Origin of the sequence: Mycobacterium sherrisii (assembly GCF_002102355.1) — a bacterium.
GTDB classification, from domain to species: Bacteria; Actinomycetota; Actinomycetes; order Mycobacteriales; family Mycobacteriaceae; genus Mycobacterium; species Mycobacterium sherrisii.
Window position 1 is genome coordinate 80,314 of the sequence record NZ_LQPT01000082.1, and the last position, 15,396, is coordinate 95,709.

The following is a 15,396-nucleotide window of genomic DNA, read 5'->3' on the forward strand; positions in this document are numbered from 1 at the left end:
CATGGGGTGGTATCTCGCGCGCCGGATCGCCGTGCTGGTGCCCGTCTTCCTGGGCGCCACGCTGCTGATCTACGGCATGGTTTTCTTGCTGCCCGGCGACCCGTTGGCCGCGATCGCGGGGGACCGGCCGCTGACACCGGCCGTGGCCAGCCAGCTGCGAGCGCGCTACCACCTCGACGACCCGTTCCTGCTGCAATACCTGCACTATCTGGGTGGCGTCCTGCACGGCGACTTGGGTCGTGCCTACTCCGGGTTGCCGGTCAGTTCCGTTATGGCGCATGCCTTTCCGGTCACCATCCGGCTGGCGCTGATCGCGCTGGTAATCGAGGCGGTGCTGGGCGTCGGGTTTGGCGCGATCTCCGGCCTGCGGCAGGGCGGAGTGTTCGACGCGACGGTGCTGATCACCGGACTGATCATCATCGCGATTCCGATCTTCGTGCTTGGTTTTCTGGCTCAATTCCTGTTCGGGGTCAAGCTCGGCATCGCCCCGGTCACCGTCGGTGAACGGGCGACATTCGCCCGCCTGCTGCTGCCCGGAATCGTCTTGGGCTCAGTATCGTTCGCCTACGTGGTGCGGCTGACTCGATCGGCGGTGGCCGCCAACGCACACGCCGACTATGTCCGCACCGCGCCGGCCAAGGGGCTGTCGCGGCCCCGGGTGGTGACCGTGCACATTCTGCGCAATTCGCTGATCCCGGTCGTGACGTTCTTGGGTGCCGACCTGGGGGCGCTGATGGGTGGCGCCATCGTCACCGAAGGGATCTTCAACATCCACGGCGTCGGCGGAGTGCTCTACCAAGCCGTCACCCGGCAGGAGGCACCGACCGTCGTGTCGATCGTGACGGTACTGGTGCTGATCTATCTGGTCACCAACCTGCTGGTGGATCTGCTCTACGCGGCGCTCGACCCACGGATCCGCTATGGCTGAGCATTCCGGCTTCTGGCATGAAACCTGGCGAAAGTTGCATCGCCGACCCAAGTTCGTCGTTGCGGCCGTGCTGATTTTGCTGATCCTTACAGTCGCGCTGTTTCCAGCATTGTTCACCCACGCCGACCCCAGCTATGCCGACCCCAGCCAGAGCCTGCGCAGCCCGTCGGCGGCGCACTGGTTCGGCACGGACCTGCAGGGCCACGACATCTACGCGCGCACGATCTACGGGGCGCGGGCGTCGGTGACGGTCGGACTGGGCGCCACCTTGCTGGTGTTCGTCTTGGGCGGGACGCTGGGCGCGTTGGCCGGTTTCTACGGCGGGTGGATCGACGCCGTCGTCTCGCGTGTCACCGACATCTTCTTCGGGCTGCCACTGCTGTTGGCCGCGATCGTGCTGATGCAGGTACTGCGCCACCGCACGGTGTGGACGGTGATCGCGATCCTGGCATTGTTCGGTTGGCCCCAGATCGCGCGCATCGCCAGGGGCGCGGTGCTACAGGTGCGGGCCAGTGACTACGTGTTGGCGGCTAAGGCGCTGGGGCTGAGCAGGTTTCAAACGTTGCTTCGGCACGCGGTGCCGAATGCGGTCGGGCCGGTGATTGCGATGTCCACGATCACGCTGGGTGCGTTCATCGTTACCGAGGCCACCCTGTCCTATCTAGGCGTCGGCCTGCCGACCTCGGTGGTGTCCTGGGGTGGCGATATCAACCTGGCCCAGACGCGGTTGCGGGCAGGCTCGCCGATCCTGTTCTACCCCGCCGGTGCCCTGGCGGTCACGGTGCTGGCGTTCATGATGATGGGCGATGCGCTGCGCGACGCCTTGGATCCCGCGTCGCAAGCGAGGCGGGCGTGAACACGTCGCAGTCGCCGCTGCTGACCGTCGAGGGCCTGCAGGTCAGCTTCGGCGAGCGCACCCCCGCGGTGTGCGATGTCGATCTGCGCGTGATGCGGGGTCAGACCGTCGCCGTGGTAGGCGAATCGGGCTCGGGCAAGACCACCACGGCCGCCGCGATCCTCGGGCTCCTGCCGCCCGGCGGTCGAATCACCCACGGCCGCATCATGTTCGACGGAATTGACCTCACCGCGGCGGATCGCCGGGTGCTGCGCTCCATCCGGGGGCGGCGCATCGGCTACGTCCCACAAGACCCGGTGACGAACCTCAACCCAGTCTGGAAGATCGGCTTTCAGATCCGGGAGGCGTTGCGGGCCAACACCGATGGCCGTCAGGCCCGCTGGCGGGCGGTGGAATTGCTGGCCCAGGCGGGCATGGCCGACGCGGAGAAGCAGGCTGCCAAGTATCCACACCAGCTGTCCGGGGGCATGTGCCAGCGCGCCCTGATCGCCATCGGCCTCGCGGGGCGCCCGCAGCTGCTGATCGCCGACGAGCCGACGTCCGCGCTGGACGTCACCGTACAGCGGCAGGTGCTCGACCATCTGCAACACCTGACCGACGAACTCGGCACCGCGTTGCTGCTGATCACCCACGACCTGGCGCTGGCCGCCGAACGGGCCGAGCGGGTCGTCGTCATGCATCGCGGGGCCGTGGTGGAATCCGGTGCTGCACAGTCCATCCTGGGCAAACCCGAACACGAGTACACCCGGCGGCTGGTGGCCGCTGCCCCGTCGCTGACGATCCGCCGCCCGGCACGGACACCGTCGTCCGCTGCGGCGGACGACATCCTGGTGGCCTCCGAGCTCACCAAGGTCTACCGGGAATCGCACGGCGCGCCGTGGCGGCGCGCACAGATCCGCGCCGTCGACGCGGTGTCCTTCAGGCTGCGGCGAGCCCGCACCCTGGCCATCGTCGGCGAATCGGGATCCGGCAAATCCACCGTGGCCCGGATGGCGCTCGGGCTGCTCGAACCCACCTCCGGCACAGTGACGTTCGACGGCACCCGCATCTGCGACCGGTCGGGGCGCGAGGCGATGATGGCCTTTCGTCGGCGCGTGCAGCCGGTGTTCCAGAACCCCTACGGCAGCCTGGACCCGATGTATTCGGTGTTTCGCGCGATCGAAGAACCGTTGCGCATCCACCGGCTCGGCGACCGCCGGCAGCGCGAGCAGGCCGTGCGCGAGCTCCTCGACCAGGTGGCGCTGCCGTCGTCGCTGCTGAGCAGGTTGCCGCGCGAGCTGTCGGGCGGTCAACGCCAGCGGGTCGCGATCGCCCGGGCGCTGGCGCTGCGGCCCGACGTGCTGGTCTGCGACGAGGCGGTGTCGGCGCTCGACGTGCTGGTACAGGCGCAGATCCTGGAACTGCTGAATTCGCTGCAGGCCGACCTCGGTCTCGCCTACCTGTTCATCAGTCACGACCTGGCGGTGGTCCGGCAGATCGCCGACGAGGTGCTGGTGATGCGCGCCGGGAGAATCGTCGAGCAGGCCGCCACCGAGGAGCTGTTCAGCCGGCCCAACCACGAGTACACCCGGCAGTTGCTGGAGGCCATCCCCGGCCCGTCCACTCCACACCGATAGGTTGACAAGCTGTGACGGCAGACCCGCTGGCCCCGCTGATGGAGCTGCCCGGCGTCGCCGAGGCGAGCGACCGGGCCCGCGAGGCGTTGGGCCGCGCGCACCGGCACCGGGCCAACCTGCGCGGGTGGCCGGTCACCGCGGCCGAAGCGTCGCTGCGCGCGGCGCGTGCCTCCTCAGTGCTCGACGGCGGGCCGGTGCGATTCGAAGACCTCGCGAATCAGTCGGGGGTCAGCGACCCCGTGTTCGGCGGCGCACTGCGGGTGGCCCAGGAACTGGAAGGCGGCGCAGGCCTGGTGGTCAGGACGTGGCAGCGGGCTCCCCTGCAGGCGTTGGCGCGCCTGCACATGCTGGCCGCCGCGGACCTGGCTGACGACGACCACCTGGGCCGGCCCCGGGCCGATGCCGAAGTGGGGCCGCGCCTGGCACTGCTGGCTGACATCGTCAGCGGCCGTAGCCAAGTGCCGGCGCCGGTGATCGCCGCGGTTGCGCACGGAGAACTGCTGACGCTCAAGCCTTTTGGCAGCGCCGACGGCGTGGTGGCGCGCGCGGCCTCGCGATTGGTGACCATCGCTACCGGGCTGGACCCGCACGGACTCGGCGTGCCGGAGGTCAGCTGGATGCGCGGACCGGGCGACTACCGTTCTGCCGCAAGCGGATTCGCGCAGGGCACACCGCGGGGGGTAGGTGCTTGGGTGGTGCTGTGTTGCCGGGCGCTGCAAGCCGGCGCGCAGGAGGCGTTGTCGATCGCCGAGTCTTTGCCGGGAAAGAAATAACGCGCGCGAAAAAGGCGGCCCGGACATGCAGAGCGGGCGGCGTTCCGAAGTATTCGGTGCGCCGCCCGCTAGCACGGAACCCGGTTACCATGCGTGCACTTCTGGGCTGCGTGGGTGGCCTCGGCGATCTTGCGACGCTTCGAACTCCAGCCCCACCCAAAGGGCCGTCCAAGCTCTTCTGCTTTTCGCAATTACGCAGGCCCGCAACACTTCTGCCATTATCGCGGCTATGACTCCGCGTGGGTGCCGGGTACCGTGCTGGGCGCCCGGGTCGGGAGATCGAACCTTCTCTTCCGGATCGACCTTGGCCTCGCCGGGCTTCCGTGGTTCCTTTGTACTACTAGACCCTTAGCACAGCAAGGGTCAATTCTGTGAACATTGCGAATGCACAGGCGATCGGGTGTTTGCCAGCGTCGCTGTTCGGCGCGTGGCGCGGGTCGCTACAACGCGAACCGACGCAGCAGCGAGTAGGTGACCGCACCGGCGGCCAGCGCGGTAATGCTCACGGCCGCCGTGGTGGCGATCGCCGCACCCGACGGGGCCGGGATCCGGTCGCGCAGCGACACGGGCCGGGAGAAACTCAAGACCGGCCAACCGCGTTCGGTCGCCTCCTTGCGCAGCGCGCGGTCGGGGTTGACCACACTCGGATGCCCCACGGTCTCGAGCATCGGCAGGTCGGTGATCGAGTCGGAGTAGGCGTAGCAATGTTCCAGCGGATAGCCCTCGCGTGCGGCCAGCTCGCGGATGGCTTGCACCTTGCCTTCCCCGTAGCAGTAGAACGCGACCTCACCGGTGTACTTCCCGTCCTCGACGACCATCCGGGTCGCCATCGCATGCGTGGCGCCGAGCGCACGGGCGATCGGCGCCACGATCTCCTCGCCGGACGCGGACACCACGACGACGTCGCGGCCGCACAGCTTGTGCCCGGCGATCAGGTCCGCGGCCTCGGCGAACACCAGCGGCGTCACGATGTCGTGCAGTGTTTCGTTGACGATCGACTTGACCTGCGCGACGTCCCAGCCGGTGCACATGTTGGCCAGGTGGGTACGCATGCGGTCCATCTGGTCATGATCGGCACCCGATAGCAGGAAGATGAATTGGGCGTAGCTGGACTTCAGCACGGCACGCCGGTTGAGCAGTCCTTGGTTGAAGAACGGTTTGCTGAACGCCAGGGTGCTGGACTTGGCGATGATCGTCTTGTCCAGGTCGAAGAAGGCCGCCGTGCGGCCATGCGGGGGGCCGGGTGCAGCGGTCTGGTCCGAAGTTTGCTGGGGTGCGTCCGAGTCGGAGACGGTCACGACCTCAGCATAGGTGGGCCGGACCCGCGGGCCGGGGGATTGTCGGCGCAACCCGCTGAGCAGCGTGCAACGGACGAGGCCAACGGGATTTTTGCGGTGAAAACGGCCGCGCGGAAAAAAACCGCTCTTGCGTCAATCCGCACTGTCGTGTGTATAGTAAGCATTACTCGGCCTACGCCGAGGGTGTATCAGCCCGACCCCCCGGGGCTGATGCACGACGACCTCCGCCTCCTCCCCCCCTGGCGGGGGTCGTCCCTTTTCTGGGGTATTTTTCCCGGCATTTAGACCATCGCAACGCGCCCCCGTGTGTTGCGGGCACAGTGTTATCCGTCGCCTCGACGAACGCCGGCGGCTCGTCTTTGTGCACACTCGCGTCTCTCTCCACAAAATCCGATTTGGGACTGGTGTCCCATCCTCGGCTGCCCGCACGGTGGTGGGGTGAGTGTCAGCACGGGCCCCCAGGAGCGACGTTCCGCGGGCGTTCTGGCGGTCTTGACCGACCCGAATCTGCGCGACGAGCTGGACCGGGTGGCCGCCGCGGTCGGCGTGCGTGTGGTGCATGCCGGCAGTTCACCGATCGGTCGGAAAACCTGGTCGGCGGCCGCCGCGGTAGTACTCGACGAGGCCGCCGCCGCACGCTGCGCCGACCTGCCACGCCGGACCCACGTCAGCGTGTTGAGCACGGCCGAACCCGCGTCGTCGACGTGGGCCGCGGCGGTCGCGGTCGGTGCTCAAGACGTGCTGACCGTGCCCGAGCGGGAGCACGAACTGATTCGCGCACTCGCCGAGGCGGCCGAATCAGTGCGGGATGACCGATCGCGCGGCGGCATTGTCGCGGTAATCGGGGGTTGCGGCGGCGCCGGCGCCTCGTTGTTCGCTGCCGCCTTGGCGCGCGTCGCGCCCGAGGCACTACTGGTCGATCTTGATCCGTGGTCCGGCGGCGCCGATTTGCTGCTCGGCGCCGAGGCGACGCCCGGAGTGCGCTGGCCCGACCTGGCCTTGCAAGGCGGACGGCTCAACTGGACGGCCGTGCGCGATGCGTTGCCGCGGCTGGATGGCATCAGCGTGCTGTCGGGCACGCGGCACAGCTACGAGTTGGAAGCGGGGCCAGTACAGGCCGTGGTCGACGCGGGCAGCCGCGGCGGCGTCAGCGTGGTGTGCGATCTGGCCCGCCGGCTGACCGACGCCGTTCACGCCGCGCTGGACGCCGCCGACCTCGTCGTGGTCGTCAGTCCCTGTGACGTGCGGGCGTGCGCGGCGACGGCGGCCCTGACCCCGGTGCTGGCCGCGACCAATCCGAATCTCGGGTTGGTGGCCCGTGGACCGTCGCCGGGCGGCCTGCGCGCCGCCGAGCTCGCCGACATCACCGCACTGCCACTGCTGGCGTCGATGCGTGCCGAACCGCAGCTGGCCGAACAGCTTGAGCATGGCGGGCTGCGGCTGGGACGGCGATCGGCGCTGGCCGGGGCGGCGCGCCGGGTGCTGGCGATGCTGCCCCGGGCGGGCTCGGCGGCGAAAGGCCGGGCGGCGTGACGGGGCCGCTGATCGAACGGGTGCGCGAGCGGCTCGCCGCAGAGTCGGCGCCGCTGGGATCGTCGCTGCGACCCAACGTCGTGGCCGCGGCGATCCGGGCCGAGTCGGGCGGAATGCTCGGCGACACCGAGGTGCTGGCCAATCTGCGGGTGTTGCAGACCGAGTTGACCGGTGCCGGAATTCTGCAGCCGCTGCTGTGCGCCGACGGCACCACCGACGTCCTGGTCACCGCGCCCGATGCGGTGTGGGTCGACGATGGAAACGGCTTGCGCCGCAGTCACATCCGATTTGCCGACGAAGCCGCGGTGCGCCGGTTGGCACAGCGACTCGCCCTGGCCGCGGGCAGGCGCCTCGACGATGCGCAGCCGTGGGTCGACGGTCAGCTGAGCGGGATCGGCGCCGGTGGCTTCGCGGTCCGGTTGCACGCGGTGCTGCCGCCGGTGGCGGCCGCGGGCACGTGTTTGTCGCTGCGGGTGCTGCGGCCAGCCACTCAGGACCTGCCGGGCCTGGTCGCGGCCGGGGCGATCCCAACGGAGGCCGCCGCGCTCGTCGCCGACATCATCGCGGCCCGGTTGGCGTTCCTGGTCTGCGGCGGCACCGGCGCCGGGAAGACAACCCTGCTGGCCGCCATGTTGGGCGCCGTGCCGAAGACCGAGCGGATCGTGTGTGTCGAGGATGCCGCCGAGTTGGCACCGCCGCATCCGCACCTGGTGAAGCTGGTCGCGCGATGCGCCAATGTCGAAGGCGTGGGCGAGGTTTCGGTTCGCCAATTGGTCCGACAGGCATTGCGAATGCGGCCCGACCGCATCGTGGTTGGCGAGGTTCGGGGCGCCGAGGTGGTCGACCTGCTGGGCGCGCTGAACACCGGCCATGACGGCGGGGCGGGCACGGTGCATGCCAACAATCCGGGTGAGGTCCCGGCCCGGTTGGAGGCGCTGGGTGCCCTCGGCGGCCTGGACCGCGCCGCGTTACACAGTCAGTTGGCCGCCGCCGTGCAGGTGTTGCTCCACGTCTCCCGGGACCGCGCGGGGCGACGCCGCCTCGCCGAGATCGCGGTGCTGCGCTATGTCGACGGGCACGTCCGCGCGGTGACGGCGTGGCATGCGGACCAGGGGATGACCGACGATGCCGATGCCTTGCATCGGTTGCTGCGAAGTCGGCTGCCGTGAGCGGCGTGTCGGTCGCGGCGCTGTGTTTGGCGTTGGCGCTCTTGCTTGTTCCGTCGTCGCGTGGTCGTCGGTTGGGTCGGTCGAGGCCGTCGCGCCGACCGCTGATCGTCCCCGCCCGCGCGGCGGGTTGGCTCCCGGTGTGTGGCATCGCCGCGGGCGCGGCGATGCTGCCGGTGACGGTCGTGCTGGCCGGCGTGGTAGTGGCGGCCACGGCGAGCCTGCGCCTGCATCGGAAGCGCCGGATCCGGCGATCAATCGAAGAAGGCCGGACGCTGGAAGCCGCGCTCGACGTGCTGGTCGGCGAGCTGCGCGTCGGGAACCATCCGGTGCGCGCCTTCGCGGTGGCCGCCGACGAAACCGCCGGTCCGGTGGCCGCGGCGTTGCGCGGGGTCGCGGCCCGGGCCCGATTGGGCGCCGATGTCACGGCGGGACTGCGCACGGCGGCGCGTACGTCGGCGCAACCTGCGCATTGGCATCGACTGGCGGTGTGCTGGCAGCTGGCTAGCGAGTACGGCCTGGCGATCGCCACCCTGATGCGCACCGCGCAACGCGATATCGTTGAGCGGCAACGGTTCTCGGCACGGGTAAGCTCTGGATTGGCGGGCGCACGCGCCACGGCGGCGATTCTGGCCGGCCTGCCGGTGCTCGGCGTCGTGCTGGGCCAGCTGATCGGGGCCCGGCCATTGAGCTTCTTGTTCGGCGGGCACGTCGGCGGGTGGCTGCTGCTGGCTGGCTCGTTGCTGGCGTGCGCCGGTTTGCTGTGGTCGGACCGGATCATCCAGCGCGCGGGAGCCGGATCATGAGTGCCGCGGCGATCCTGCTGGCGATGGCGGTGCTGCTGATGCCTGGACCGTCGGTGGTGCGCACCCGCGCAGGGTCGTTGCGCGCGCGACGACACCGGGCGCCGAACTCCCCGGCGCGCGAACCGGATCCGCTTGCGATCGCGTCGACCTTGGACGTGCTTGCGGCGTGCCTTGAGGCCGGAATGGCGGTGTCGACCGCGGCGACCGCGACCGCGGGGTCTGCGCCACCCGCGCTGGGCCGAGTGCTGCGCCGGGCCGCGGACCTGCTGGCGTTGGGCGCGGATCCCGCTGTGGCCTGGTCACTCTCCCCGGATCCGGGGCGACCGGCAGAGCACGCGTCGACCGACGCCCTACTGCGGCTGGCTCGGCGCTCGGCGTCCTCGGGCTCGGCGCTGGCCGCCGGCGTCGCCGAACTGGCCGACCAGTCGCGGCACGACGCCGCGCACGCCGCCGCGGCGGCGGCCGAGCGTGCCGGGGTGCTGATCGCCGGGCCGCTGGGCCTGTGCTTTCTGCCCGCATTCGTCTGCCTGGGCATTGTGCCAGTGGTGGCGGGATTGGCCCGAGATGTCCTGCAGTCCGGCGTGCTGTGAACGACAGGCACTATCCACAACAGAGGAGAAGCATTGGTGATCAACATGATACGTGGGGTCGTGACACGGCTCGCGGTCCTGGCGACCGACGAGTCGGGGATGTCCACGGTCGAATACGCGATCGGCACAATCGCCGCCGCGGCATTCGGCGCGATCCTTTATACCGTCGTCACCGGCGACTCGATCGTGTCCGCGTTGACGAAAATCATCGGGCGCGCACTCAACACCAAGGTCTAGTCGGGTGTTGCGGGGCCAGCACCGTGGAAGCGGCCTTGGCGATCGCCGCGCTGGTCGTGGTCCTGGTGCTATGCCTGGCCGGCATCACGGCGGTGTCGATGCAGGTCCGTTGTATCGACGCGGCGCGGGAGGCGGCCCGGCTGGCGGCCCGCGGCGATGAACGCCGGGCGGTCGAGGTCGCCGGCGGTATTGCCCCCAGCGGGGCGCGCGTCAACGTGCGCCACGACGGCGACTTGCTGGTGGCGACCGTCATCGCACATTCGGATCTGTTGCCCGCCTTGGATATCAGCGCGCGGGCCGTCGCCGCCGCCGAGCCACCGTGATGACCGGGGTGCGGCGACGGTGCTGGGGGCCGCGATGGTGTTGGTGTTGCTGTGTGTCGTGGGCGCGTGCCTCTACGTCGGGGCAGTGGTGGTGGCTCGCCATCGTGCGCAGTCGGCCGCCGATCTGGCCGCGCTGGCCGCCGCGGCCGGATTGCCCGCCGGAGCGGAGGCGGCCTGCGCTCGGGCGAGCGCGGTGGCCCACTCGATGCGGGTCGACGATATCGGCTGCCGGGTAGACGATCTCGACGTCATCATCGCCGTCGGCGTGGCGGTACGCTACGCCGGGGTAGCCCGGGCCGTCGCCCGGGCGGGGCCGGTCGACGTGACCGGTTAGTCACCGGCGGCGAAGTCCTCCGTCAAACCGGCGGCGGCCAGCTCTTCCTCGCTGGGCAACCGCAACGAGACCAGCCCGACGAATGTGTCCGGTTCCAACTCCACTTGGTTGGCGGTGACGTGTACCGGAACCCAATCGCCGTCGAAGCCACGCATTCGCAACACCCGGCTGGTGGTTCCCTTGCTGAATTCCTGTGTCATCGCAGACATTTGGGATACATCATCAGGGTGGACCTTCGGCCGGTCCTTGCCGGCGCCGCGCCAGTCGTAGAACGTGCAGGGCTCGTCGAGCCATTTCAACAACGTCCAGTTGTTCAGGTCGACGAGCGCCCGGTGCACGCCGGCCTGCCGCAAACCGTTGAGGATTCGCAATGCCAGATCATCGGTGGACACCACCGGGCCCTTGAGCTCGGCCCGCCAGTTCATCGCCCGCGCGACCAGATGGTCCCGGCCGTCGGGCCCGGGCTCCAACGTACTGCGGCCCACGAAGCCGATCCGGATGGGCTGCCCCTGCCAGTCGGTGAGATCCCAAGTGCTGCAGAGGGTTAGTCCCGGTTCGGCTTTGACGGCCATGGCCAGCACCTTGGTTTCGTTCGGGTTCAGTTCCCGAGTCGGCAGGTCTTCGGCGAACGCTCGGCCGAACGTGACTTCGACTTCCGGGTTCTTCCCGCTAATCGCCAACGACTCCCGAGTGTCGGTGGCCACACCCATTGTCAGGTCCCACTTTAGCGGCCCGACGGCGGGCCGCTCGGGTGGTTCGATGTCGGCCGGGCCGGTCCACACCTGCACACCGTGGATGCAGTTGTCGGACATGACCACCGGTTCGGTGCGAATCACTCGGTCGCGTTTGGGCGTGATGCTGGTCAACCCCTGGCCCGTGCGCATCGACTCCGCGATCGCGGTGCGGACAGCGGCCAGGTGGGGACTGCGGCGAAGGAAGGTTGTGATTGGGACAAGGTTCTTGAGCTGCCGCCCCTGCGCAACGACGGCGGGCTCGTCCCCCAGTGTCTCCACGAGCAACCAGTCGTGGGCCATGGCGTCAATTTTAGTGGCCGCAGTGGACTACAGGTTTGGCCGGGCGGGCATTACGTGAACCAGCAAACCCGCCAGCAAACACCGGTCGGATACCGGCGAATCGCCTTCGCCGCCGTCAGGTTACTGATACGTTTGCAGACGAGATCAGGGCCTTGGTAGGTTTTCTGCTCCGGCCGTTGATCGCGCTTTGAGATAGTACGCTGGCGTTTCTTCAATGCAGAGGGACCGCACTCGGCGGCTGTTGTATGCAGATCCACGGAGGTCGGCCGTCGAGGGGTCGGTCGCCGTCCGTGGGTAGCTCAGCGCGATCGCTACGGCAACTCCGCAAGCACAAGTCGCAGCACCAGCACCGCTCCCGACTTGTCCAACGGGTCGTTGCCGTTGCCGCACTTCGGAGATTGCACGCACGACGGGCACCCCATCGGGCATTCGCACGCCTCGATGGCCGCCGCGGTCGCGCTCAGCCAGGTGCGAGCCTTCCGGAAGCCTCGTTCTGCGAATCCCGCCCCACCCGGATACCCGTCGTAGACGAAAACGCTCGGCAGGCCGAGGGGGCCGAGAGCGGTGGACAGACCGCCGATGTCGCCGCGGTCGCAGCTGGCCACCAATGGCAGCAGCCCGATCGCAGCATGTTCGGCGGCATGCAACGAGCCCGGAATGCGGGTTGCATCGATTCCCCTGTGCGCCAATGCCTCCGGTGTGATGGTGTACATGACGGCGGTAGTGTCGAGCACTTGTTCGGGCAGGTCCAGCTCGATGAAATCGATCACCTCGCCGGAAAGATAGCGGCGCAGGTAACCGATCACTTGGTGGGTGACCCTGACCGGTACCACGCCCAGCGTCACCGGCCCGTATGTCCGTCGCTCGCCGCTGCCGGTGACCTGGATGTCGACGATCTCGCGCGCGAAGGTGGCGTACCCGGGGTCTTCGGCGTGCACGAACGCGATTTGACCGTCCAGGTCCAGCGAATCGACGACATAGCTGTCGCCTTGATGCAGGTACACCGCGCCGGGATGGATCGACGCCGGGGCCTGACCCACTCCGGTGCTGCCCAGCAGGCGCCCGGTGTCGGCCTCGACGATCACGATGTGGCCACCCGCCGAGCCCCGGATGTCAACGGCGCCATGCGGTTCCACACCGGGCGCCGGGAAGTATTTTGCGCCGCGCCGGCGCAGCAACCCGTCATCGACGAGTTCCTGTGCTACCTCGGCGGCGCCGAAATTCCGTACTTCGGCGTCGTCGAGCGGCAATTCTGTTGCGGCACAGAGTAATTGGGGGCCGAGCAGGTAGGGGTTGGTGGGGTCGATCACTACCCGCTCCACCGGCTTGTCCAGCAGTGCAGCCGGATTGTGCACCAGATAGGTGTCCAACGGGTCATCGCGGGCGATCAGCACCACCAGGGCGCCCTGGCCGCGACGTCCCGAGCGGCCCGCCTGCTGCCAAAACGACGCCACCGTCCCGGGAAAACCGGCCAGCACCACCGCGTCCAGCCCGGCGATGTCGACGCCGAGTTCGAGGGCATTGGTGGTGGCCAGGCCGCGCAATTTCCCCTCGGCCAGGGCACGTTCCAGTGCGTTGCGGTCCTCGGCGAGATAGCCGGCCCGGTAGGACGCCACCGTGTGCGACAGTTCCGGTGCGATGTCGTCGAGCCGAGCTTGGGCACCCAGCGCGGTCAGCTCCGCAGCGCGCCGGGAACGCACGAAGGTCAGCGTTTGCGCGCCCTCGGCGACCAGATCGGCCATCACCCGGGCCGCCTCCCCGCCGGCGGACCGGCGCACCGGGGCGCCGTGCTCTCCGGTGACGTCCGTGCGCAGCGCGGGTTCCCACAGCGCGACCGTGCGCGCGCCCTGCGGCGACCCATCGTCGACGACCTCCTCGACGGGCAGTCCGATGAGCTCGGAGGCCGTCGTGCCCGGCGAATCGGTCGTCGCGCTGGCGAAGATCACGGTCGGCGTTCGTCCCGGCTCGGCGGCGTAACGCGCACACAATCGCAACAGGCGACGCAGCACCATCGCCACGTTCGAGCCAAAAACCCCGCGATAGTAATGGCATTCGTCGACGATCACGAACCGCAGCCCGCGCAGCAAGACCGCCCAGCGCGGATGATTTCGCAAAATGGACAAATGGATCATGTCGGGGTTGGAGAACAACCAGCGCGAGCGTTCACGCGCGAAACGACGGACCTCGGCCGGGCTGTCACCGTCGTAAGCGGTGGCAGCAACCGCGAAACCGGGTTGATTCAGCCGTGGCACCGCCGACGTCAGCGCATGCGCGGCGCGCAACTGGTCATGACCCAAGGCTTTCGTCGGGGACAGATACAGCACCCGGGCCAACGGATCGGTGGCCAGCGCGTTGAGAACCGGGAGTTGATAGGCCAGCGACTTGCCCGACGCGGTCCCCGTGCTGATCACGACATGACGGCCCGCATAGGCCAATTCGGCGGCCTCGGCCTGGTGGGACCACGGCTCCCGGATGCCGCGGCCGGTGAATGCGGCCACGACCTCAGGATCGGCCCACTGCGGCCACGGGTGGGGCCGCCCGCTGCGCGCCGGCAACTCCGCCACATGGCGCACCGGGTTTTCGTCCGGCGCGGCGCCGGACAGAGCGACGGCGAGCAGATCGCTGCCGAAACTCGGCACCTCGTACCCTCCAAAAATCCGTCAGTAGCGCAACTCTGTCGCCAAGACGTTGAACATGGTTGACTGTTTGCGGTCGTAGCTTCTGTGTTCGTGTCAAAACTTCGCAGGATCGACGTTGCGACCCGCGGTTCCTGCGAGGTTAACGTTCGGGTGACGTTCCGACGACTCCGCGAGGTATGGCGGTGACAACGGGCCCGGGGCACCGAAAGGCGGTGCTCCGAACCTTGAAGAAAAGGAAAGATCGAGAAATGCCACAGGGAACTGTGAAGTGGTTCAACGCGGAGAAGGGGTTCGGTTTCATCGCCCCCGAAGATGGTTCCGCGGATGTTTTTGTCCACTACACGGAGATCCAGGGTTCGGGCTTCCGCACCCTCGAAGAAAACCAGAAGGTCGAGTTTGAGATCGGCCACAGCCCTAAGGGCCCCCAGGCCACCGGAGTCCGCTCCGTCTAAATCGAGCAGACTCTGACGAAAACCCCCCGTGCATTCCGCTCAGCGGATTTCGCCGGGGGGTTTTCACTATCTATTCGGGTTTTCACTATCTATTCACGAATCGGCCATCCGTCCCGGCGCGGCGACTTGCCGCCGCGCCGAAAACTTGGCGGCGCGGATCGACCTCCTGGCTTACTGTCGGTGAAGTGAGCCAGCTTTCCTTTTTCACGGCGGAGGCGGTGCCCCCCGCGGTCGCCGACCTGTGCGGAGTGCTGGCGGCCTCGGGCCAGATCGTGACGGTGGGAGCGGCGGAGTCTCGCGGGGCCCGGCTTTCGGTGGTGGTGGATCAGCTGTGGCGCGCCTCGGCACTGGCGGAGATGATCGAACAGGCCGGGCTGGTGCCCGAGATCAGCCGCACCGACGAGGACACGCCGCTGGTGCGGACGGCGATCGACCCGGCGCTGACCGCGATCGCCGCCGAATGGATCCGCGGCGCGGTCAAGACGGTTCCGCCACGCTGGTTGCCCGGCCCGCGCGAGCTGCGCGCCTGGACCATCGCCGCGGGCACCCCGGAAGGCGATCACTATCAGCTCGGACTGGACCCGCACGCCCCGGACACCCATTCGCCCCTGGCGTCGGCCCTGATGCGGGTCGGCATCGCCCCGACCCTGATCGGCACCCGCGGCGGCCGTCCGGCCCTGCGAATCAGTGGTAGGCGCCGGCTATCGAGGCTGGTAGAAAACGTCGGGGAACCGCCCGACGGCGCCGAAGCGTTGGCGCAGTGGCCCCGGGTTTAGCCAGCCTGCCCGGGGAGTCGGTTTGCGTCCGCCCG

Annotated in this window: 16 protein-coding genes; 13 read left to right on the forward strand and 3 right to left on the reverse strand. The window is 68.7% G+C overall.

Annotated elements, in window-relative coordinates; genetic code table 11:
* Nucleotide 1: 1 nt before the first annotated feature.
* From AWC25_RS16465 to AWC25_RS16480, 4 genes are read left to right on the forward strand one after another with little or no spacing between them, the layout of a single operon-like run.
* Nucleotides 2–928 (forward strand): ABC transporter permease, encoded by a 927-nt coding sequence (locus tag AWC25_RS16465; protein WP_069400765.1) that lies wholly within the window; start codon nucleotides 2–4, stop codon nucleotides 926–928.
* The gene (locus AWC25_RS16470) at nucleotides 921–1,784 is read left to right on the forward strand and encodes an ABC transporter permease (protein ID WP_069400766.1); all 864 of its coding nucleotides are present in this window, start codon (nucleotides 921–923) and stop codon (nucleotides 1,782–1,784) included. Before AWC25_RS16465 ends, AWC25_RS16470 begins: the two co-directional genes overlap by 8 nt.
* Nucleotides 1,781–3,400 carry a dipeptide ABC transporter ATP-binding protein gene (locus AWC25_RS16475; protein ID WP_085167107.1) on the forward strand — a complete coding sequence of 540 codons (1,620 nt, stop codon included), beginning with the start codon at nucleotides 1,781–1,783 and terminating at the stop codon, nucleotides 3,398–3,400. Before AWC25_RS16470 ends, AWC25_RS16475 begins: the two co-directional genes overlap by 4 nt.
* An 11-nt stretch (nucleotides 3,401–3,411) precedes the next feature.
* Complete coding sequence (locus AWC25_RS16480) at nucleotides 3,412–4,173, forward strand: Fic family protein (protein WP_069400768.1); 762 nt, start codon at nucleotides 3,412–3,414, stop codon at nucleotides 4,171–4,173.
* Nucleotides 4,174–4,613: 440 nt separating this feature from the next.
* Here the strand turns inward: AWC25_RS16480 and AWC25_RS16490 are convergent, their stop codons facing one another.
* Nucleotides 4,614–5,471 carry an HAD-IB family hydrolase gene (locus AWC25_RS16490; RefSeq protein WP_069400769.1) on the reverse strand — a complete coding sequence of 286 codons (858 nt, stop codon included), beginning with the start codon at nucleotides 5,469–5,471 and terminating at the stop codon, nucleotides 4,614–4,616.
* 483 nt (nucleotides 5,472–5,954) lie between these two features.
* Here AWC25_RS16490 and ssd point away from each other — a divergent pair, with 483 nt between their 5' ends.
* From ssd to AWC25_RS27450, 7 genes are read left to right on the forward strand one after another with little or no spacing between them, the layout of a single operon-like run.
* Complete coding sequence (gene ssd, locus AWC25_RS16495; RefSeq protein WP_069400827.1) at nucleotides 5,955–7,004, forward strand: septum site-determining protein Ssd; 1,050 nt, start codon at nucleotides 5,955–5,957, stop codon at nucleotides 7,002–7,004.
* Nucleotides 7,001–8,173 carry a TadA family conjugal transfer-associated ATPase gene (locus AWC25_RS16500; RefSeq protein WP_069400770.1) on the forward strand — a complete coding sequence of 391 codons (1,173 nt, stop codon included), beginning with the start codon at nucleotides 7,001–7,003 and terminating at the stop codon, nucleotides 8,171–8,173. The genes ssd and AWC25_RS16500 overlap by 4 nt, the downstream gene beginning before the upstream one ends.
* Nucleotides 8,170–8,976 (forward strand): type II secretion system F family protein, encoded by an 807-nt coding sequence (locus AWC25_RS16505; RefSeq protein WP_069400771.1) that lies wholly within the window; start codon nucleotides 8,170–8,172, stop codon nucleotides 8,974–8,976. Before AWC25_RS16500 ends, AWC25_RS16505 begins: the two co-directional genes overlap by 4 nt.
* Nucleotides 8,973–9,566, forward strand: coding sequence for a type II secretion system F family protein (locus tag AWC25_RS16510; protein WP_069400772.1), 594 nt, complete (start codon nucleotides 8,973–8,975; stop codon nucleotides 9,564–9,566). Before AWC25_RS16505 ends, AWC25_RS16510 begins: the two co-directional genes overlap by 4 nt.
* A 45-nt stretch (nucleotides 9,567–9,611) precedes the next feature.
* Nucleotides 9,612–9,803, forward strand: coding sequence for a DUF4244 domain-containing protein (locus AWC25_RS16515; RefSeq protein ID WP_069400828.1), 192 nt, complete (start codon nucleotides 9,612–9,614; stop codon nucleotides 9,801–9,803).
* A 23-nt stretch (nucleotides 9,804–9,826) separates the two neighbouring features.
* Nucleotides 9,827–10,126, forward strand: a complete 300-nt coding sequence (locus tag AWC25_RS27445; RefSeq protein WP_280523409.1) for a TadE family type IV pilus minor pilin — start codon at nucleotides 9,827–9,829, stop codon at nucleotides 10,124–10,126.
* A 34-nt stretch (nucleotides 10,127–10,160) separates the two neighbouring features.
* Complete coding sequence (locus AWC25_RS27450) at nucleotides 10,161–10,460, forward strand: Rv3654c family TadE-like protein (protein WP_276048636.1); 300 nt, start codon at nucleotides 10,161–10,163, stop codon at nucleotides 10,458–10,460.
* On the opposite strand, the gene AWC25_RS16525 is transcribed toward AWC25_RS27450, so the two are convergent.
* Both AWC25_RS16525 and AWC25_RS16530 read right to left on the reverse strand, forming a co-directional pair.
* Nucleotides 10,457–11,494 carry a PAS domain-containing protein gene (locus tag AWC25_RS16525; RefSeq protein ID WP_069400775.1) on the reverse strand — a complete coding sequence of 346 codons (1,038 nt, stop codon included), beginning with the start codon at nucleotides 11,492–11,494 and terminating at the stop codon, nucleotides 10,457–10,459. The two genes, AWC25_RS27450 and AWC25_RS16525, sit on opposite strands and share 4 nt — an antisense overlap.
* A gap of 311 nt (nucleotides 11,495–11,805) precedes the next feature.
* On the reverse strand, nucleotides 11,806–14,133 hold the full coding sequence (locus AWC25_RS16530; RefSeq protein ID WP_069400776.1) for a DEAD/DEAH box helicase: 2,328 nt from the start codon (nucleotides 14,131–14,133) through the stop codon (nucleotides 11,806–11,808).
* A gap of 248 nt (nucleotides 14,134–14,381) precedes the next feature.
* Here AWC25_RS16530 and cspA point away from each other — a divergent pair, with 248 nt between their 5' ends.
* Complete coding sequence (cspA, locus tag AWC25_RS16535; protein ID WP_007166602.1) at nucleotides 14,382–14,585, forward strand: cold shock protein CspA; 204 nt, start codon at nucleotides 14,382–14,384, stop codon at nucleotides 14,583–14,585.
* A gap of 185 nt (nucleotides 14,586–14,770) precedes the next feature.
* Entirely contained in the window at nucleotides 14,771–15,361 is a 591-nt protein-coding gene (locus tag AWC25_RS16540) for a hypothetical protein (protein ID WP_069400777.1), read from the forward strand.
* Nucleotides 15,362–15,396 lie beyond the last annotated feature (35 nt).

Bases quoted from the DNA above. Each gene is read 5' to 3' on its own strand.
- AWC25_RS27450 (WP_276048636.1), top strand. From the start codon at position 10,161: ATGGTGTTGGTGTTGCTGTGTGTCGTGGGCGCGTGCCTCTACGTCGGG.
- cspA (WP_007166602.1), top strand. From the start codon at position 14,382: ATGCCACAGGGAACTGTGAAGTGGTTCAACGCGGAGAAGGGGTTCGGT.
- AWC25_RS16515 (WP_069400828.1), top strand. From the start codon at position 9,612: ATGATACGTGGGGTCGTGACACGGCTCGCGGTCCTGGCGACCGACGAG.
- AWC25_RS16525 (WP_069400775.1), bottom strand. From the start codon at position 11,494: ATGGCCCACGACTGGTTGCTCGTGGAGACACTGGGGGACGAGCCCGCC.
- AWC25_RS16470 (WP_069400766.1), top strand. From the start codon at position 921: ATGGCTGAGCATTCCGGCTTCTGGCATGAAACCTGGCGAAAGTTGCAT.
- AWC25_RS16510 (WP_069400772.1), top strand. From the start codon at position 8,973: ATGAGTGCCGCGGCGATCCTGCTGGCGATGGCGGTGCTGCTGATGCCT.
- AWC25_RS16465 (WP_069400765.1), top strand. From the start codon at position 2: ATGGGGTGGTATCTCGCGCGCCGGATCGCCGTGCTGGTGCCCGTCTTC.